This window comes from Pseudomonas sp. HLT2-19-2, assembly GCF_054898005.1.
On record NZ_CM142712.1, the window covers coordinates 1,071,603 to 1,091,105 of the forward strand.

At 57.6% G+C, this 19,503-nt stretch carries 17 protein-coding genes; 15 read left to right on the forward strand and 2 right to left on the reverse strand.

The features are described from left to right. Positions 1-38: 38 nt before the first annotated feature. Complete coding sequence (fur, locus tag ACYZTU_RS04920) at positions 39-443, forward strand: ferric iron uptake transcriptional regulator (RefSeq protein ID WP_458508468.1); 405 nt, start codon at positions 39-41, stop codon at positions 441-443. Between the two features lie 75 nt (positions 444-518). Here the strand turns inward: fur and recN are convergent, their stop codons facing one another. Beyond that, positions 519-2,192: a DNA repair protein RecN gene (gene recN, locus ACYZTU_RS04925; RefSeq protein ID WP_461968444.1), complete on the reverse strand. Its 1,674-nt coding sequence runs from the start codon at positions 2,190-2,192 to the stop codon at positions 519-521. A gap of 241 nt (positions 2,193-2,433) precedes the next feature. Here recN and grpE point away from each other — a divergent pair, with 241 nt between their 5' ends. From grpE to ACYZTU_RS04965, 8 genes are all read left to right on the forward strand, one after another. Continuing rightward, a complete protein-coding gene (gene grpE / locus ACYZTU_RS04930) occupies positions 2,434-3,000 on the forward strand; it encodes a nucleotide exchange factor GrpE (protein ID WP_461968445.1) in 567 nt (188 codons plus the stop codon). A 102-nt stretch (positions 3,001-3,102) separates the two neighbouring features. Then, positions 3,103-5,019 carry a molecular chaperone DnaK gene (gene dnaK / locus ACYZTU_RS04935; protein ID WP_131060791.1) on the forward strand — a complete coding sequence of 639 codons (1,917 nt, stop codon included), beginning with the start codon at positions 3,103-3,105 and terminating at the stop codon, positions 5,017-5,019. Positions 5,020-5,316: 297 nt separating this feature from the next. Further along, on the forward strand, positions 5,317-6,441 hold the full coding sequence (gene dnaJ, locus ACYZTU_RS04940; protein WP_461968447.1) for a molecular chaperone DnaJ: 1,125 nt from the start codon (positions 5,317-5,319) through the stop codon (positions 6,439-6,441). A 9-nt stretch (positions 6,442-6,450) separates the two neighbouring features. Next, positions 6,451-7,257: a 4-hydroxy-tetrahydrodipicolinate reductase gene (gene dapB / locus ACYZTU_RS04945; protein ID WP_461968449.1), complete on the forward strand. Its 807-nt coding sequence runs from the start codon at positions 6,451-6,453 to the stop codon at positions 7,255-7,257. 259 nt (positions 7,258-7,516) lie between these two features. After that, complete coding sequence (gene carA, locus ACYZTU_RS04950; RefSeq protein WP_449643159.1) at positions 7,517-8,653, forward strand: glutamine-hydrolyzing carbamoyl-phosphate synthase small subunit; 1,137 nt, start codon at positions 7,517-7,519, stop codon at positions 8,651-8,653. 118 nt (positions 8,654-8,771) lie between these two features. Further along, positions 8,772-11,993 (forward strand): carbamoyl-phosphate synthase large subunit, encoded by a 3,222-nt coding sequence (carB, locus tag ACYZTU_RS04955; protein WP_461968450.1) that lies wholly within the window; start codon positions 8,772-8,774, stop codon positions 11,991-11,993. After that, positions 11,990-12,466: a transcription elongation factor GreA gene (greA, locus tag ACYZTU_RS04960; protein WP_461968451.1), complete on the forward strand. Its 477-nt coding sequence runs from the start codon at positions 11,990-11,992 to the stop codon at positions 12,464-12,466. The genes carB and greA overlap by 4 nt, the downstream gene beginning before the upstream one ends. A gap of 28 nt (positions 12,467-12,494) precedes the next feature. Continuing rightward, positions 12,495-12,899, forward strand: coding sequence for an MFS transporter (locus tag ACYZTU_RS04965; protein WP_461968453.1), 405 nt, complete (start codon positions 12,495-12,497; stop codon positions 12,897-12,899). Positions 12,900-12,908: 9 nt separating this feature from the next. Here the strand turns inward: ACYZTU_RS04965 and ACYZTU_RS04970 are convergent, their stop codons facing one another. Beyond that, the gene (locus ACYZTU_RS04970) at positions 12,909-13,217 is read right to left on the reverse strand and encodes a YhbY family RNA-binding protein (RefSeq protein WP_282374969.1); all 309 of its coding nucleotides are present in this window, start codon (positions 13,215-13,217) and stop codon (positions 12,909-12,911) included. Positions 13,218-13,324: 107 nt separating this feature from the next. Between ACYZTU_RS04970 and rlmE the strand changes: the two genes are divergently transcribed. The 6 genes from rlmE to secG all read left to right on the forward strand — a co-directional run bounded on the left by rlmE (position 13,325) and on the right by secG (position 19,493). Further along, positions 13,325-13,957 (forward strand): 23S rRNA (uridine(2552)-2'-O)-methyltransferase RlmE, encoded by a 633-nt coding sequence (gene rlmE, locus ACYZTU_RS04975; protein WP_461968454.1) that lies wholly within the window; start codon positions 13,325-13,327, stop codon positions 13,955-13,957. Between the two features lie 200 nt (positions 13,958-14,157). After that, entirely contained in the window at positions 14,158-16,071 is a 1,914-nt protein-coding gene (gene ftsH, locus ACYZTU_RS04980) for an ATP-dependent zinc metalloprotease FtsH (RefSeq protein WP_461968456.1), read from the forward strand. A gap of 8 nt (positions 16,072-16,079) precedes the next feature. Next, positions 16,080-16,931, forward strand: coding sequence for a dihydropteroate synthase (gene folP / locus ACYZTU_RS04985; protein WP_461968458.1), 852 nt, complete (start codon positions 16,080-16,082; stop codon positions 16,929-16,931). A gap of 14 nt (positions 16,932-16,945) precedes the next feature. Continuing rightward, positions 16,946-18,283: a phosphoglucosamine mutase gene (gene glmM, locus ACYZTU_RS04990; protein ID WP_461968460.1), complete on the forward strand. Its 1,338-nt coding sequence runs from the start codon at positions 16,946-16,948 to the stop codon at positions 18,281-18,283. A 66-nt stretch (positions 18,284-18,349) separates the two neighbouring features. Further along, entirely contained in the window at positions 18,350-19,105 is a 756-nt protein-coding gene (gene tpiA / locus ACYZTU_RS04995; protein WP_461968462.1) for a triose-phosphate isomerase, read from the forward strand. A gap of 4 nt (positions 19,106-19,109) precedes the next feature. Next, the gene (secG, locus tag ACYZTU_RS05000; protein ID WP_010463489.1) at positions 19,110-19,493 is read left to right on the forward strand and encodes a preprotein translocase subunit SecG; all 384 of its coding nucleotides are present in this window, start codon (positions 19,110-19,112) and stop codon (positions 19,491-19,493) included. The last annotated feature ends 10 nt before the right edge of the window (positions 19,494-19,503 follow it).

Consider the following 19,503-nt stretch of genomic DNA (forward strand, 5'->3'; position numbering starts at 1 on the left):
AAGAGAAGCTGCGAAGCAGCATCGCGAGAAAGCTGACCATGGTTGAAAATAGCGAACTACGCAAAGCTGGCCTCAAAGTGACCCTTCCACGGGTCAAAATTCTGCAAATGCTCGATTCCGCCGAGCAACGCCACATGAGTGCCGAGGATGTCTACAAGGCGCTGATGGAGGCTGGTGAGGACGTCGGTCTGGCCACGGTTTACCGTGTTCTGACTCAGTTCGAGGCAGCTGGCCTTGTGGTGCGGCACAACTTCGACGGAGGCCATGCGGTCTTCGAGCTGGACGACGGCAAGCATCACGACCATATGGTCAACGTCGAGACCAGTGAAGTGATCGAATTCTTCGACGAAGAAATCGAGCGTCTGCAGAAGGCAGTCGTCGACAAGTATGGCTTCGAGATGGTTGATCACAACCTTGTGCTGTACGTGCGCAAGAAAAAGTAAGCATGTCGCGCGAACTTAAGGTTCGCGAAACGAGCGAAGGCGACCCCAGGGTCGCCTTCGTGCTTTCTGCGGATCTTAAATTTTCGCAGTGACGACCATTTTCCTGGCATGAGCCAGAGATTCCTTGGTGAGGTCGATGCCTCCCAGCATCCGCGCCACTTCTTCGACACGATCATTCTTGCTCAGTTTGGAGACGGCTGTGTGAGTGGCATCCTCACCGCGCACTTTGTGCACGAATAGATGCTGATGCCCCTGCGCTGCTACTTGCGGCAAGTGAGTCACGGTCAGAACTTGCCCGCGCTCCCCCAGTCGACGCAGCAACTGGCCGACGATCTCGGCGGTCGGGCCGCCGATGCCCACGTCCACTTCGTCGAACACCAGGGTCGGTACACGCGAGGTTTGCGCGGTGATCACTTGAATCGCCAGGCTGATCCGTGACAGCTCGCCGCCGGATGCGACTTTTGCCAGGGCTTTCAGCGGTTGCCCCGGGTTGGCGCTCACGAGCAGTTCTACCTGCTCAAGGCCATTGGGCAGCAGTTCATCGCTGCTGTTGGGGCGCAGTTCAATGGTGAAGCGACCGCCGGGCATGCCCAGCCGCTGAATTTCCTGCTCCACGGCGCTAGCCAGGCTGCTCGACGCCTGATGGCGTAAATCGCTCAGCTCACGAGCCTTTTCCTGATAGTGACGGGCATAGGAGGCCAGTTCATCGCTCAGGCGCTCGATGGATTCGTCGTTGGCATTCAGGGTCTCGATTTCATCGAGCAACTTCTGCTGCATCTCCGCCACTTCGGTCGGCTGGATGCGGTGTTTGCGCGCCATGGTGTAGATCGCATCAAGGCGTTCCTCCAGGTACTGAAGACGCGCCGGATCGGCATCGAAGTTATCAAGGAAGCGGTTCAGTTCCCCCACGGCTTCTTCGACCTGGATCTGCGCACTGGTCAGCAGGCTGCTGGCTTCACCCAGGGCCCCAATCGAATTGTTGACGCTCGAAAGGCGGTTGAGGCTGGCGGTGAGGGCGTTCAGCACATTGCCGGAATCACTTTCGCTGCATTGCTCGACCACTTGCCGGCAAATGCCCAGCAGGGTTTCGGCGTTGGTCAGGTTCTTGTGTTCCTGTTCCAGCCGCTCCAGCTCGTTTTCGCCGAGGCCGAGGTTTTCCAGCTCTTCGAGTTGGTAGCTGAGCAATTGATGGCGAGCGCGTTGTTCGTCGCCGGAATTGGAGAGGCGTTCCAGTTCCTGGCGGGTCTGGCGCCAGCGTTGGGCGGCCAGATGTACGTGACGGGCAAGGTCCGTTGCGCCGGCGTACTCGTCGAGCAGACGGCGGTGCGTGTCGGTCTTGAGCAGGGATTGGTGTTCATGCTGGCTGTGGATGTCGATCAGCAACTCGCCCAGGGCCTTGAGATCGCCGAGGGGGCAGGGCGTGCCATTGATGTAGCCGCGCGAGCGCCCTTCGGCGGTAATCACCCGGCGCAGGATGCACGGGCCGTCACTCTCCAGGTCGCGCTCGGCCAGCCAGGCGCTGGCTTCCGGAATATCGACCAGGTCGAAGGTTGCCAGGATATCGGCCTTGTCTGCGCCGGGACGGACCACGCCGCTGTCGGCGCGATCGCCCAGGGTCAGGCCCAGGGCGTCGAGCATGATCGACTTGCCGGCGCCGGTCTCTCCTGTGATCACGCTCATCCCGCGATCGAGTTCGAGATCGAGATGTTCAACGATGGCGTAGTTATGTACGGACAGGTGCACCAGCATAAAGGCCGCTCCCAGGCTTTAGGTCTGGTTATTTATACAGTGTTTTGTTTCTGGCTGACAATGCCCTCCCTTAGCTTGATTTGCTTGATCCGACGAAATCCTTAGTGCGCCCGGGAATGACAATGCAGCTGTTTTTTGTAAGGTTAATAAATAAGCGCCCCTTGAAGCTGAATTTTGCGGCCCCATATAGCTGGGCAGAAGCGCGAGTTGAGCTCGCGGAAGATATTGAAAGGAGAAATCTATGGCTGACGAACAGACAGTGGATACGCAAAATCTAGACGCCGATCAGGCTGCCCAGGATTCGGGTAATGAGCTGGCGGTTCGTGTTCAAGTGCTCGAAGAGCAATTGGCTGGCGCTCATGATCAGGCTTTGCGTGTAGCGGCTGATCTGCAGAACGTCCGCCGTCGCGCCGAACAGGATGTCGAAAAGGCTCACAAGTTCGCGCTGGAAAAATTCGCTGGTGACTTGTTGCCAATCATCGACAGCCTGGAGCGCGGTCTGGAGTTGTCCAATCCGGATGACGAAAGCATCCGTCCAATGCGCGAAGGCATTGAGCTGACCCTGAAAATGTTCCAGGACACCCTGAAGCGTTATCAGCTGGAAGCGATCGATCCGCATGGCGAACCGTTCAATGCCGTTCAGCATCAGGCAATGGCCATGCAGGAAAGCGCCGACGTCGAGCCGAACAGCGTGCTCAAGGTGTTCCAGAAGGGCTATCAGCTCAACGGTCGCCTGCTGCGTCCGGCCATGGTCGTGGTCAGCAAGGCCCCGGCGCCGGTTTCGCCTTCGATTGACGAGCAGGCTTGAAATTAGCCGCAAGGCCCCCATTTAGAAGTCAAGCGTTTAAGTGCTACCGCAGTTAGCCACCACTGCTGCGGCATCCAAATCCAAAGTTTCGGGAGAGTGAACATGGGCAAAATTATCGGTATCGACCTGGGGACTACCAACTCCTGCGTCTCCGTGATGGAAAACGGCGTAGCCAAAGTTATTGAAAACGCTGAAGGCACGCGTACCACGCCGTCGATCATCGCTTATGCCAACGATGGTGAAATCCTCGTTGGTCAATCGGCCAAGCGTCAGGCAGTGACCAATCCGCACAACACCCTGTATGCGGTGAAGCGTTTGATCGGTCGTAAGTTCGACGAAGAAGTCGTACAGAAAGACATCAAGATGGTCCCGTACAAAATCGCCAAGGCTGATAACGGTGACGCTTGGGTTGAAGTGAACGGCCAGAAAATGTCGCCGCCACAAATCTCGGCTGAAATTCTGAAGAAAATGAAGAAGACCGCCGAAGACTACCTCGGCGAGCCAGTGACCGAAGCAGTGATCACTGTTCCGGCCTACTTCAACGACAGCCAGCGTCAAGCGACCAAAGACGCCGGTCGTATTGCTGGTCTGGACGTAAAACGTATCATCAACGAACCAACCGCAGCCGCTCTGGCCTACGGTATGGACAAGGCGAAAGGCGATCACACCGTGATCGTTTATGACTTGGGCGGCGGTACTTTCGACGTTTCCGTGATCGAAATCGCTGAAGTCGATGGTGAGCACCAGTTCGAAGTGTTGGCCACCAACGGCGACACATTCCTGGGCGGTGAAGACTTTGATATTCGTCTGATCGACTACCTCGTCGACGAATTCAAGAAAGAAAGCGGCATGAACCTTAAAGGTGACCCGCTGGCCATGCAGCGCCTGAAAGAAGCCGCTGAAAAAGCCAAGATCGAACTGTCTTCGAGCAATTCGACCGACGTGAACCTGCCGTACATCACTGCAGACGCCACCGGTCCTAAGCACTTGAACGTGAAAATCTCCCGTGCCAAGCTCGAAGCGCTGGTAGAAGACCTGGTTCAACGCACCATCGAACCTTGCCGCATCGCTCTGAAAGACTCCGGTATCGACATTGGCGCGATCAATGACGTGATCCTGGTGGGCGGTCAGACCCGCATGCCACTGGTTCAGAAGCTGGTGACCGAGTTCTTCGGTAAAGAAGCACGTAAAGACGTGAACCCGGACGAAGCCGTTGCCATGGGTGCTGCTATCCAGGGCGCAGTATTGGCCGGTGATGTGAAAGACGTTTTGCTGCTTGACGTCAGCCCGCTGACCCTGGGTATCGAAACCATGGGTGGCGTGATGACTGCGCTGATCGAGAAAAACACCACGATTCCTACCAAGAAGTCGCAAGTGTTCTCGACTGCCGATGACAACCAGGGCGCTGTGACCATTCACGTGCTGCAAGGTGAGCGTAAGCAAGCTGCTCAGAACAAGTCTCTGGGCAAGTTCGACCTGGCCGAGATTCCGCCAGCGCCACGTGGCGTGCCACAAATTGAAGTGACCTTCGACATCGACGCCAACGGCATTCTGCACGTAGGTGCCAAAGACAAGGCTACCGGCAAGACTCAGTCGATCGTGATCAAGGCTAACTCCGGTCTGTCCGAGGAAGAGATTCAGCAGATGATTCGCGATGCTGAAGCCAACGTCGACGCAGATCGCCAGTTCGAAGAGTTGGCCGCTGCTCGTAACCAGGGCGATGCGCTGGTTCACTCGACGCGCAAAATGGTCGCTGACGCTGGCGACAAAGTGACCGCTGAAGAGAAGACTGCAATCGAAGCCGCAGTAGTTGCCCTGGAAGCCGCCGTCAAAGGCGATGACAAGGCTGCTATCGACGCCAAGGTTGAAGAGCTGTCGAAAGTCTCCGCGCCAGTGGCTCAGAAAATGTACGCCGAGCAGGCTCAGCCCGCTGAAGGCGCTGCACCGCACGACGAAAAAGCTGAAAAGGCTGACGACGTTGTCGACGCTGAGTTCGAAGAAGTCAAAGACCACAAGTAAGTTGTTGGTCGCCCGGTTGACTGCCTTCAGGCGGTGACTGGTAGGATGTCGCCGCGCGGGAGCTTGCTCCCGCGTTGGCATGTCTGGAGTTAGCGAATTTTTACAGCATGCGACAACGCTCGGGTGCTGATGGTATGGCTGGGAATGCTCCTGCTTTTCGAGCCAAAAGTACCGCATTGAATCAAAGACCAGGATCGTTGAATTGACGTGAGTTGGGTCCGGGCCTGTATTGGGGCTCAACGAGTTTGGCGAGGCTCAGGAGAGGTTTGCCGAACGTCCTTAAGAGTGCAAAGACTTATGGCAAAGCGTGATTATTACGAAGTATTGGGTGTTGAGCGCGGCTCAAGCGAAGCGGACCTGAAAAAGGCCTACCGTCGCCTGGCAATGAAGCACCACCCGGACCGTAATCCCGATGACAAAGCGTCGGAAGATATGTTCAAAGAGGCCAACGAGGCCTACGAAGTGCTGTCCGATTCCAGCAAGCGCGCGGCCTACGACCAGTATGGTCATGCCGGTGTCGACCCGAGCATGGGCGGCGGCGGTGCCGGGTTTGGCGGTCAGAACTTCTCCGATATCTTTGGTGATGTCTTCAGTGACTTCTTCGGCGGCGGTCGCGGCGGTGCTCGTGGCGGCGCTCAGCGCGGCAGCGACCTGCGTTACACCCTGGAACTGAACCTGGAAGAGGCGGTGCGCGGTACGACCGTGAATATCCGTGTTCCGACACTGGTCAACTGCAAGCCGTGCGACGGTTCGGGTGCCAAGAAAGGCTCCGCGCCGATTACCTGTCCGACTTGCGGCGGTATCGGCCAGGTGCGCATGCAGCAAGGCTTCTTCTCGGTGCAGCAAACCTGCCCGCGCTGCCATGGTCAGGGCAAGATCATTTCCGATCCGTGTGATTCCTGCCACGGCCAAGGCCGTGTCGAAGAGTTCAAAACCCTCTCGGTGAAAGTGCCGGCCGGTGTCGATACCGGTGATCGCATTCGTCTGTCCGGCGAAGGCGAGGCGGGTGCTCAGGGTGGTCCGACTGGCGACCTGTACGTGGTGATCAACGTGCGCGAGCACGCGATTTTCCAGCGCGACGGCAAGCACCTGTTCTGCGAAGTGCCCATCAGTTTTGTCGATGCTGCGCTGGGTGGCGAGCTGGAGATTCCGACCCTCGATGGTCGAGTCAAACTGAAAATCCCTGAGGGGACTCAGACCGGCAAGCAGTTCCGTGTTCGCGGCAAGGGCGTTGCGCCAGTGCGCGGCGGCGGTGCTGGTGATTTGATGTGCCGTGTGGCGGTCGAAACCCCGGTCAACCTGGGTCGTCGTCAGCGCGAGTTGCTGGAAGAGTTCCGCAGCTCCCTGGCGGATGACAACAGCCATTCGCCTAAAACCACCGGTTGGTTCGAAGGCGTGAAGCGCTTCTTTGGCGATTTGTAAGGAGTCGGCATGCGACGTATAGCTGTGATGGGCGCTGCCGGGCGCATGGGCAAGATCCTGGTTGAGGCAGTGCAGCAGCGCGCGCCGCTGACCGGTCTGACGGCAGCTATCGTACGCCCCGGCAGCACGCTGATTGGCGTGGATGCCGGTGAGCTGGCTTCGCTCGGGCGTATCGGCGTGCCGTTGTCCGGTCATGTGGAGGCGGTGGCTGATGAGTTCGACGTACTGATCGACTTCACACTCCCGGAAGTCATGCTGAAAAACCTGGCGTTCTGCCGCAAGACGGGCAAGGCCATGGTGATCGGCACTACCGGGTTGGACGCTGCGCAGAAGCAGTTGCTGACCGAGGCGGGCAAGGACATTCCCATTGTGTTTGCAGCCAATTTCAGTGTTGGTGTGAACCTGTCGCTGAAGCTGCTCGAAATGACGGCTCGTGTGTTGGGCGATGAGGCGGATATTGAAATCATCGAGGCTCATCATCGGCACAAGATCGATGCGCCTTCAGGTACGGCCCTGCGCATGGGCGAGGTCATCGCAAACGCCCTGGATCGTGATCTGCAAAAGGTTGCGATTTACGGGCGTGAAGGTCACACCGGTGTGCGTGAGCGTGAAACGATCGGCTTTGCCACTGTTCGTGGTGGTGATGTGGTTGGCGATCATACGGTGCTGTTCGCTTGTGAGGGTGAGCGACTGGAGATCACGCATAAAGCTTCCAGTCGCATGACCTTCGCCAAGGGCGCGGTACGTGCTGCGTTGTGGCTGGAGGGTCGTGAGCCGGGTCTTTACGACATGCAAGACGTGCTCGATCTGCGTTAAGATGCCCCCGAAACCGGGTTCCAACACACTGTTTGGACCCGGTTTTATTACGCCAAGCGACATCCTGTCGCATTCTCCGGCCTTTAAGGCTCATTGGCGGTAGACCAAAAATGCCTTTTTCTGTAAGCTACAGCTTTAGTGTGTCCACTAAAAGCGCGCAGAATTATTCGGTGAAGAAGCGGGGTGACGTGTCCATACGTCACTCCGCTTTTTTACAACCTGCGATCGCCCTTTCAGGCTTTATTTACGGGAGGTCTTCTTGACTAAGCCAGCCATACTCGCCCTTGCTGATGGCAGCATTTTTCGCGGCGAAGCCATTGGAGCCGACGGTCAAACCGTTGGTGAGGTGGTGTTCAACACCGCCATGACCGGCTATCAGGAAATCCTTACCGATCCTTCCTACGCCCAACAGATCGTTACCCTGACTTACCCGCACATCGGCAACACCGGCACCACACCGGAAGACGCCGAGTCTGACCGCGTATGGTCCGCTGGCCTGGTCATCCGTGACCTGCCGCTGGTTGCGAGCAACTGGCGTAACACGATGTCCCTGTCCGACTACCTGAAAGCCAACAACGTTGTGGCAATAGCCGGTATCGACACTCGCCGCCTGACGCGCATCCTGCGTGAAAAAGGCGCGCAGAACGGCTGCATCATGGCCGGTGACAACATCTCCGAAGAAGCCGCCATCGCTGCAGCCCAGGGTTTCCCTGGCCTCAAAGGCATGGACCTGGCGAAGGTTGTCAGCACCAAAGAGAAGTACGAGTGGCGCTCGACTGTCTGGGACCTGAAAACCGACAGCCACGCGACCCTCTCAGCCTCCGAGCTGCCCTACCACGTGGTTGCCTACGACTACGGCGTCAAGCTGAACATCCTGCGCATGCTGGTCGAGCGCGGTTGCCGCGTCACCGTGGTGCCGGCACAGACACCCGCTGCTGAAGCCCTGGCTCTGAAGCCGGACGGCGTGTTCCTGTCCAACGGCCCTGGTGACCCGGAGCCTTGCGACTATGCGATCCAGGCGATCAAGGATGTGCTGGAAACCGAGATTCCGGTCTTCGGTATCTGCCTCGGTCACCAGCTGCTGGCCCTGGCCTCCGGCGCCAAGACCCTGAAAATGGGTCACGGCCACCACGGCGCCAACCACCCGGTCCAGGATCTGGACAGCGGTGTTGTGATGATCACCAGTCAGAACCACGGTTTTGCGGTCGACGAAGCCACCCTGCCAGCCAATGTTCGTGCGATTCACAAATCGCTGTTCGACGGCACCCTGCAGGGGATCGAGCGTACCGACAAGAGCGCCTTCAGCTTCCAGGGTCACCCTGAAGCCAGCCCTGGCCCGAACGACGTGGCACCACTGTTTGATCGCTTCATCAATGAGATGGCCAAGCGACGCTAATCGCTCGCCGTGATGTAGCAAAGCGTGAGGGCGGTCCCGATGTCGGTGGCCCCCTCAAGGCTTCAAAGATTGAACAAGACGGCTTGCCGACTGACCTGCGGATTTGAGTGACAAACCCATGCCAAAACGTACAGACATTAAAAGCATCCTGATTCTCGGCGCTGGCCCGATCGTGATCGGCCAGGCCTGCGAATTCGACTACTCCGGCGCCCAGGCCTGTAAAGCCCTGCGCGAGGAGGGTTACCGCGTCATCCTGGTGAACTCCAACCCAGCGACCATCATGACCGACCCGGACATGGCCGACGCCACCTACATCGAACCGATCAAGTGGCAGACCGTTGCCAAGATCATCGAGAAAGAGCGTCCGGACGCGCTGCTGCCGACCATGGGTGGCCAGACCGCTCTGAACTGCGCACTGGACCTGGAGCGCGAAGGCGTTCTGGAGAAGTTCGGCGTAGAGATGATCGGTGCCAACGCTGACACCATCGACAAGGCAGAAGACCGTTCGCGCTTCGACAAGGCGATGAAATCCATCGGTCTGGACTGCCCGCGTTCGGGTATCGCCCACAGCATGGAAGAGGCCAACGTGGTCCTCGAGAAGCTTGGCTTCCCGTGCATCATCCGTCCGTCCTTCACCATGGGCGGCACTGGTGGCGGTATCGCTTACAACCGTGAAGAGTTCGAAGAAATCTGCGCCCGCGGCCTCGACCTGTCGCCGACCAAAGAGCTACTGATCGACGAATCCCTGATCGGCTGGAAAGAATACGAGATGGAGGTTGTCCGTGATAAGAAGGACAACTGCATCATCGTCTGCTCTATCGAAAACTTTGACCCGATGGGCGTGCACACCGGTGACTCGATCACTGTTGCTCCGGCACAAACCCTGACGGACAAGGAATACCAGATCATGCGTAACGCCTCGTTGGCGGTACTGCGTGAGATCGGCGTGGAAACCGGCGGCTCCAACGTTCAGTTTGGCATCTGCCCGGACACTGGCCGTATGGTCGTGATCGAGATGAACCCGCGTGTATCCCGCTCTTCGGCGCTGGCCTCGAAAGCCACTGGTTTCCCGATTGCGCGTATCGCTGCCAAGCTGGCGATCGGCTACACCCTGGACGAACTGCAGAACGAAATCACCGGCGGTGCTACTCCGGCATCCTTCGAGCCGTCCATCGACTACGTCGTGACCAAGCTGCCACGTTTCGCCTTCGAGAAATTCCCGAAAGCCGACGCACGCCTGACCACTCAAATGAAGTCGGTGGGTGAAGTCATGGCCATCGGCCGGACCTTCCAGGAATCCCTGCAGAAAGCCCTGCGCGGCCTGGAAGTGGGCGTTTGCGGTCTGGACGAGAAGCTCGACCTGAGCAACCCGGAAAGCATGAGCGTGCTCAAGCGCGAACTGACCGTACCGGGCGCCGAGCGAATCTGGTACGTGGCTGACGCCTTCCGTGCCGGCCTGTCGGTCGAAGACATCTTCGGCATGAACATGATCGACCCGTGGTTCCTGGTGCAGATCGAAGATCTGATCAAGGAAGAAGAGAAGGTCAAGACCCTGGGTCTGGCCAGCATAGACCGCGACTTGATGTTCAAGCTCAAGCGCAAAGGCTTCTCCGACATGCGTCTGGCCAAGCTGCTGGGCGTGACCGAGAAGGCTTTGCGTCGCCACCGTCACAAGCTCGAGGTTTACCCGGTCTACAAGCGCGTTGACACCTGCGCGGCCGAGTTCGCCACCGACACCGCCTACATGTACTCAACTTACGAGGAAGAGTGCGAAGCCGCGCCTTCGGGCCGCGACAAGATCATGATCCTCGGCGGCGGTCCAAACCGTATCGGCCAAGGCATCGAGTTCGACTACTGCTGCGTACACGCGGCGCTGGCCCTGCGCGCCGACGGTTACGAGACCATCATGGTCAACTGCAACCCGGAAACCGTGTCGACCGACTACGACACCTCCGATCGCTTGTACTTCGAACCAGTAACCCTGGAAGACGTGCTGGAAATCGTCCGCGTCGAGAAGCCGAAAGGCGTGATCGTCCAGTACGGCGGCCAAACCCCGTTGAAACTGGCTCGTGCCCTGGAAGAAGCTGGCGTGCCGATCATCGGCACCAGTCCTGACGCTATTGACCGTGCCGAAGACCGTGAGCGTTTCCAGCAGATGGTCGAGCGCCTGAACCTGCGTCAGCCGCCAAACGCCACTGTGCGCAGCGAAGACGAAGCGATTCGTGCCGCCAGCAAGATCGGTTACCCGTTGGTGGTTCGCCCGTCCTACGTGTTGGGCGGTCGTGCGATGGAAATCGTCTACGAAGAAGAAGAACTCAAGCGCTACCTGCGTGATGCAGTGAAAGTGTCCAACGACAGCCCGGTGCTGCTCGACCACTTCCTCAACTGCGCCATCGAAATGGACGTGGACGCGGTTTGCGACGGCACCGACGTGGTGATCGGCGCGATCATGCAGCACATCGAGCAGGCCGGCGTTCACTCCGGTGACTCCGCATGCTCCCTGCCGCCGTACTCGCTGCCTGCACACATCCAGGACGAGATGCGCGAACAGGTCAAGAAAATGGCCCTGGAACTGGGCGTTGTCGGCCTGATGAACGTTCAGTTGGCGCTGCAAGGCGAAGACATCTACGTCATCGAAGTCAATCCGCGCGCTTCCCGTACCGTACCGTTCGTGTCCAAGTGCATCGGCGTTTCCCTGGCGATGATCGCGGCTCGCGTCATGGCAGGTAAAACCCTGAAGGAAATCGGTTTCACCAAAGAAATCATTCCGAACTTCTACAGCGTGAAAGAGGCGGTATTCCCATTCGCCAAGTTCCCTGGTGTGGACCCGATCCTGGGCCCAGAGATGAAGTCCACCGGTGAAGTGATGGGCGTGGGTGACACCTTCGGTGAAGCGTTTGCCAAAGCCCAAATGGGCGCCAGCGAAGTGCTGCCGACTGGTGGTACCGCGTTCATCAGCGTGCGTGATGACGACAAGCCGCTGGTTGCAGGCGTAGCCCGTGATCTGATCAACTTGGGCTTCGAAGTGGTCGCCACTGCCGGTACTGCCAAGCTGATCGAAGCCGCAGGCCTGAAAGTGCGTCGTGTGAACAAGGTGACCGAAGGTCGTCCGCACGTGGTCGACATGATCAAGAATGACGAAGTCACTTTGATCATCAACACCACCGAAGGTCGTCAGTCGATCGCTGATTCGTACTCTATTCGTCGTAATGCCTTGCAGCACAAAATCTACTGCACCACCACCATTGCTGCTGGCGAAGCCATCTGCGAAGCGCTGAAGTTCGGTCCCGATAAGACCGTGCGCCGCTTGCAGGATCTACACGCAGGATTGAAGGCATGATCAAGTACCCGATGACCGTCAAGGGCGCAAAAGCCCTGGAAGAAGAACACGCTCACCTGACCAAAGTCGTCCGTCCGAAGCTCAGCCAGGACATCGGCACGGCCCGCGAGTTGGGTGACTTGAAGGAAAACGCCGAATACCACGCTGCTCGCGAGCAGCAGGGTATGGTCGAGGCGCGGGTTCGTGACATCGAAGGCCGGATTCAGAATCAGGTCATCATTGATGTCACGACCATTCCTCACACCGGTAAAGTGATTTTCGGCACTACCGTTGAAATCGCCAACGTCGAAACGGATGAGCGCGTCACTTACCACATCGTGGGTGAGGATGAGGCTGACTTCAAACTCGGCAAGATTTCGGTGGGTTCGCCACTGGCCCGCGCCTTGATTGCCAAGGAAGAGGGTGATGTGGTTGCCGTGAAAACGCCAGGTGGCGTTATCGAGTACGAGATTGTCGAAGTTCGCCACATCTGAACGCAGGCGCCCGCTACGTGCGGGCGCCGTGCTTTGGCAGTTGACTCAAGTGTTGTGGGTTGGCGGCCTGTGGCTGTTACACATCGGTCTGCTGCCGGTGCTGGGGCGAATTGGCCTGGCGCCGCTGCTGATCGACGAAATTGCAGGCATGCTGGATGCGCTGATGGTGGGATTTGCCGCAGCGTGCGTGATTTTTCAGGCTTTGGTGCTGGTTCAGGCTGAGGGCCTTGCCAGTCTATGGCGGGATATTCGCGGACAACTGCTGATGATGGCGCTGTATGCGTGTGCGATGTTTTTCATCGTGCGCTACGGTTGGCCGCATGCGGTGCGCTGGGAGACGTTCAGTTATCTTGTTCTGGGCTTTTCCGGGCTGGTGCTGGTGTTGCAACCGGTGCCTGGATGGAGTGGCAGGGTGCGCGAAGCACACCCTTGACCCTTGTCATCACTTGAAGCGATGCACGTTCGACAGCTGCTTGTTGACGCTGAAGTTCTTGCGGTAAATCAGTGCCATCTTGCCGATGACTTGAACCAGATCCCCTTTGCCGACCTTGCAGAGTTCTGCAATGGTCGCCAAGCGCGATTCGCGATCGAGGATGTTGAGCTTGATTTTGATCAGCTCGTGATCCGCCAAAGCGCGTTCAAGTTCGGCTAACACACCTTCAGTCAAACCGTTGTCAGCCACAGTCAAAACTGGTTTCAGATGGTGGCCAATGGATTTGTACTGTTTCTTCTGCTCTTGAGTGAGCGGCATAATCTGACCCCTGCGTCTGATCTTGTAAAAAGCGGCGGCCAGTTTACCCGAGCGAGTCCGGGACCGCCCAGTTAATCACGACCCGTTTTATTTTTTCGAGGTGGCCCGTGGCCCGTTCCAAGACAAGCCTTAAATGGCTGCAAGAACATTTCAACGACCCATTCGTGAAGATGGCGCAAAAAGACGGGTATCGTTCCCGTGCCAGCTACAAGCTGCTGGAGATTCAGGAAAGAGACCGTTTGATCCGTCCAGGCATGAGCGTGATCGACCTGGGTGCCGCCCCGGGTGGCTGGTCCCAGGTGACCAGTCGTCTGATTGGTGGGCAAGGTACGCTGATTGCTTCCGACATCCTTGAAATGGACAGCATCCCTGATGTGACCTTCATTCAGGGCGACTTTACCCAGGACGCCGTACTGGCGCAGATCCTCGAAGCTGTCGGAAAAAACGAGGTAGACCTTGTGATTTCCGATATGGCCCCCAATATGAGTGGATTGGCGTCTGTTGATATGCCGCGATCGATGTTCCTGTGCGAGTTGGCGCTGGATCTGGCGACTCGGGTGTTGAAGCCCGGTGGTGATTTCTTGATCAAGGTCTTCCAGGGTGAAGGTTTCGACGAATACCACAAAAGCGTTCGCCAGCAATTCGAGAAGGTCACGACGCGCAAGCCTAAATCGTCGCGCGATCGCTCTCGTGAGCAGTATTTGTTGGGCCGTGGATTCCGTGGTCGCAGCGAGGAATAAGAGGTTTTTCGACCGGGGTGATAGGTTTTTCGTATTTCGCCCCGTGAGCATTAGCGAATAGTGTGTAGAAAGTGTTTCACAAAGGGTTACAGACGGCGCCTGCCAGAGCCGTCGGTAATGTAGTAAGTTAGGCCGGTGAATATCATGCGAAGCGCGCTTCATTAGCGGAGCTTGCTTCAGAGGGTAGTTAATTGAACGATATGGCAAAGAATCTGATCCTGTGGTTGATCATCGCGGCTGTCCTGGTGACAGTGATGAACAACTTCTCCAGCCCTAACGAGCCGCAGACCCTCAACTATTCCGACTTCATCCAGCAGGTCAAGGATGGCAAGGTCGAGCGCGTAGCAGTTGACGGCTATGTGATTACCGGCAAACGCAACGATGGCGACAGCTTCAAGACCATTCGTCCTGCAATCCAGGACAACGGTCTGATCGGCGATCTCGTGGATAACCACGTTGTGGTCGAAGGCAAGCAGCCTGAGCAGCAAAGCATCTGGACTCAACTCCTGGTTGCAAGCTTCCCGATCCTGGTGATCATCGCCGTGTTCATGTTCTTCATGCGGCAGATGCAGGGCGGTGCCGGCGGCAAGGGCGGGCCGATGAGCTTCGGCAAGAGCAAGGCGCGCCTGCTCTCCGAAGATCAGGTGAAAACCACTCTGGGTGACGTTGCTGGTTGCGACGAAGCCAAGGAAGAGGTCGGTGAACTGGTCGAGTTCCTGCGTGATCCGGGCAAGTTCCAGCGTCTGGGCGGTCGCATTCCTCGCGGCGTACTGATGGTTGGTCCTCCTGGTACCGGTAAAACCTTGCTGGCCAAGGCGATTGCCGGCGAAGCCAAAGTGCCGTTCTTCACCATTTCCGGTTCCGATTTCGTCGAAATGTTCGTCGGTGTCGGTGCCAGCCGTGTTCGCGACATGTTTGAACAGGCCAAGAAACACGCTCCATGCATCATTTTTATCGATGAAATCGACGCCGTCGGTCGTCATCGTGGTGCCGGCATGGGTGGCGGTCATGACGAGCGCGAACAGACTCTCAACCAGTTGCTGGTGGAGATGGACGGCTTCGAAATGAATGACGGCATCATCGTAATCGCCGCAACCAACCGACCAGACGTACTGGACCCGGCACTACTGCGTCCGGGCCGTTTCGACCGTCAGGTTGTCGTCGGTCTGCCGGATATCCGTGGTCGCGAGCAGATCCTCAAAGTTCATATGCGCAAAGTGCCAATGGGTGATGACGTCGCTCCGGCCGTGATCGCTCGTGGTACTCCTGGTTTCTCTGGTGCCGACCTGGCTAACCTGGTGAACGAGGCGTCGTTGTTCGCAGCCCGTACCGGCAAGCGCATCGTCGAAATGAAAGAGTTCGAGTTGGCCAAAGACAAGATCATGATGGGTGCCGAGCGCAAATCCATGGTCATGTCGGAGAAAGAGAAGCAGAACACTGCTTACCACGAAGCAGGTCACGCTATTGTTGGCCGCGTGGTGCCCGAGCATGATCCGGTCTACAAGGTGTCAATCATTCCGCGCGGTCGTGCGCTGGGTGTGACGATGTTCCTGCCGGAAGAAGATCGCTACAGCCTATCCAAGCGTGCGTTGATCAGCCAGATCTGCTCGCTGTACGGCGGTCGTATTGCTGAAGAAATGACCTTGGGCTTCGACGGCGTCACTACCGGTGCGTCAAACGACATCATGCGTGCCAGCCAGATTGCACGGAACATGGTGACCAAGTGGGGCTTGTCGGAAAAACTCGGCCCGTTGATGTACGCCGAAGAAGAGGGCGAAGTGTTCCTCGGTCGCGGCGGTGGTGGTCAGGGTGCAAGCTTCTCCGGTGAGACAGCGAAGCTGATTGATTCCGAAGTGCGCAGTATCATTGATCAGTGCTACGGCACGGCAAAGCAGATCCTCACGGATAACCGTGACAAGCTCGACGCAATGGCTGATGCCTTGATGAAGTACGAAACGATCGATGCCGATCAGATCGACGACATCATGGCGGGTCGTACACCTCGCGAGCCTCGCGACTGGTCAGGAGACAGCACCGGTACCTCCGGAACACCTCCGAAGGTGCAGGATGAGCGTCCGGAGACACCTATCGGCGGTCCGGCTGCTGACGTTTAAGGTTTGAAATGACTTCTGTTCCGTCCTCGACCCGGTTGCCTTGCGGCAACCGGGTTCTTGATTTGGCCCGGACGCATGTCATGGGCATTCTCAATGTCACTCCCGATTCCTTCTCTGACGGTGGCCAATACAGCCAGCTCGATGCGGCCTTGCGCCATGCTGAGGCTATGGTGGCGGCTGGCGCTACCCTGATCGACGTCGGTGGCGAATCGACCCGGCCGGGTGCCAGGGCCGTTTCACCGCTGGAAGAGCTGGAGCGCGTGGCACCCATCGTCGAGCGAATTCATCGCGAACTGGATGTGATTATCTCGGTCGATACGTCCACGCCTGCTGTCATGCGCGAAACCGCACGACTTGGGGCTGGATTGATCAATGATGTGCGCTCGTTGCGGCGCGATGGCGCTCTTGATGCGGCCGCGGCCACGGGGTTGCCGGTGTGTCTGATGCATATGCTTGGTGAGCCGGGTGACATGCAGGACAATCCGCATTATCAGGACGTCACGAAAGAGGTGGGCGAGTTTCTCACCGAACGGATGGCGCAGTGTGCGTCGGTGGGGATCCCGACTGAACGGATCATTCTTGATCCGGGTTTCGGCTTCGCGAAAAACTTGCAGCACAATCTAAGCTTGTTCAAACATATGGAGGCCCTGCATGCCCTGGGGCGGCCCCTATTGGTCGGGGTTTCGCGAAAGAGCATGATAGGTCAGGCCTTGAATCGTCCGGTTGGAGAGCGCCTGTATGGTGGTCTGGCGCTTGCGGCGCTGGCTTCGGTCAAGGGTGCGCGTATATTGCGCGTCCATGATGTGGCCGAAACTGTCGATGTGGTGCGGATGATCGCCGCCGTGGAATCAGCCGAATAAACGATGGAGCACTTATGACTAAAAAATACTTTGGCACCGACGGCATTCGTGGTCGGGTCGGCGAGTACCCGATTACTCCTGACTTTATGCTCAAACTCGGCTGGGCTGCGGGCATGGCGTTCCGCAAAATGGGCGCTTGCAAGGTGTTGGTGGGCAAGGATACCCGGATCTCCGGCTATATGTTCGAATCGGCGCTTGAGGCCGGACTTACGTCGGCAGGTGCCGATGTCATGCTCCTGGGTCCGATGCCGACACCGGCCATCGCCTACCTGACACGTACCTTCCATGCCGAAGCGGGCATCGTGATCAGTGCCTCGCACAACCCTCACGATGACAACGGCATCAAATTTTTCTCCGGAAAGGGCACCAAGCTTCCGGATGAGGTCGAGCTGATGATCGAAGAATTGCTCGACACCCCGATGACCGTGGTTGAGTCGAGCAAGATCGGCAAGGTGTCGCGCATTAACGACGCATCGGGTCGTTATATTGAATTCTGCAAGAGCAGCGTCCCGACTGGCACCAGCTTCGCGGGTCTGAAGATCGTGATCGATTGCGCTCATGGCGCGGTCTACAAAGTGGCGCCTAGCGTGTTCCGTGAGCTGGGTGCCGATGTTGTCGTGCTGTCAGCTCAGCCGAACGGGCTGAACATTAACGACAATTGTGGTTCGACCCATATGGGGCAGTTGCAAGCCGCCGTACTGGCCGAGCATGCCGATCTGGGTATTGCCTTCGACGGTGATGGTGATCGGGTCCTGATGGTTGATCATACTGGCACAGTCGTCGACGGCGATGATTTGCTGTTCATCATTGCTCGCGATCTGCAGGAGCGTGGCAAGTTGCAGGGCGGTGTGGTCGGTACGCTGATGAGTAACCTGGGGCTGGAGTTGGCCTTGGCGGATCTGACGATTCCTTTCGTGCGGGCCAACGTTGGTGACCGTTACGTAATCTCCGAGTTGCTTGAGCGCGATTGGCAGGTGGGTGGGGAAAACTCGGGGCACATTGTCTGCTTCAGTCACACCACCACCGGTGATGCGATCATCGCTGCACTGCAGGTGCTGATGGCGCTGAAACGTCGCTCAGAGGGTCTGGCTCAAGCCCGTCAGGCATTGCGCAAATGCCCTCAAGTGCTGATCAACGTGCGTTTCCGTGGGGGTGCAAGCCCCCTTGATCATCCCTCGGTCAAAGAGGCCAGCGAGCGCGTTACCAAGGCTATGGCTGGTCGTGGGCGCGTGCTGTTGCGCAAGTCCGGGACGGAGCCGCTGGTGCGGGTCATGGTCGAAGGCGAGGACGAAACACAGGTTCGCGGTTACGCCGAAGAGCTGGCAAGACTGGTTACTGAAGTTTCTGCCTGAATTCGGCTTGCCAGCCATGATTGTGTTGGGTAACATCTGCGCCCACTTTGACCGACGAGGTACAGCATGCGTCGCCCTATGGTAGCTGGTAACTGGAAGATGCACGGTACCCGCGCCAGCGTCGCTGAGCTGATCAATGGCCTTCGTCATCTGGCCTTGCCGAGCGGTGTTGATGTAGCGGTATTCCCGCCTTGCTTGCATATCAATCAAGTGATTGATGGCTTGAACGGCAAGTCGATTTTGGTCGGCGCGCAGAATTGTGCGGTGGAATCCATGCAGGGTGCACTGACCGGTGAAATCGCGCCGAGTCAATTGGTGGATGCAGGTTGTTCCCTGGTACTTGTTGGGCACTCCGAACGCCGTCAGATTATGGGCGAGCAGGACGGTATGCTGATTCGCAAGTTCGCAGCGGCGCAGGCATGTGGCTTGATTCCGGTGTTGTGCGTAGGGGAAACCCTTGAGCAGCGTGAAGCCGGTAAAACTCTTGAAGTTGTCGGGCGTCAGCTGGGCAGTATCATAGAGGAGCTGGGTGTCGGTGCCTTTGCAAAGGCAGTAATCGCTTACGAGCCGGTCTGGGCCATTGGCACCGGGCTGACTGCTTCGCCGCAACAGGCGCAGGATGTGCACGCAGCCATCCGCGCTCAGTTGGCGGCAGAGAATTCTGAAGTCGCACAAGGTGTGCGGCTTCTATACGGCGGCAGCGTGAAGGCGGCCAATGCGGTCGAACTGTTCGGCATGCCGGATATCGATGGGGGGCTCATTGGTGGAGCTTCCCTGAATGCAGATGAGTTCGGTGCGATTTGTCGCGCCGCGGGAAACTGAAAAAATGCTGGAAACAGTCGTAGTCGTTTTTCATCTGCTGGGTGCATTGGGCGTAGTTGCTCTGGTATTGCTGCAGCAGGGTAAAGGTGCGGATGCTGGCGCGTCTTTCGGAGCAGGTGCTTCAAATACTGTGTTCGGAAGCCAAGGTTCCTCTACCTTTCTTAGTAAGTTTACTGCTATACTTGCCGCCGGTTTCTTCATAACCAGCTTAGGGTTAGGTTACTTTGCTAAAGAGAAGGCTCAACAGCTGACTCAAGTAGGTTTGCCAAACCCGGCAGTGTTGGAAGTTCCAAAGCAACAACCGGCTTCTGATGATGTACCGGTGCTTCAAGAGCAAAAGTCGGCTACTCCAGCGACTGACGTGCCTCCAGCTCAAGAGCAGAAGTAAGAAGGGTTTC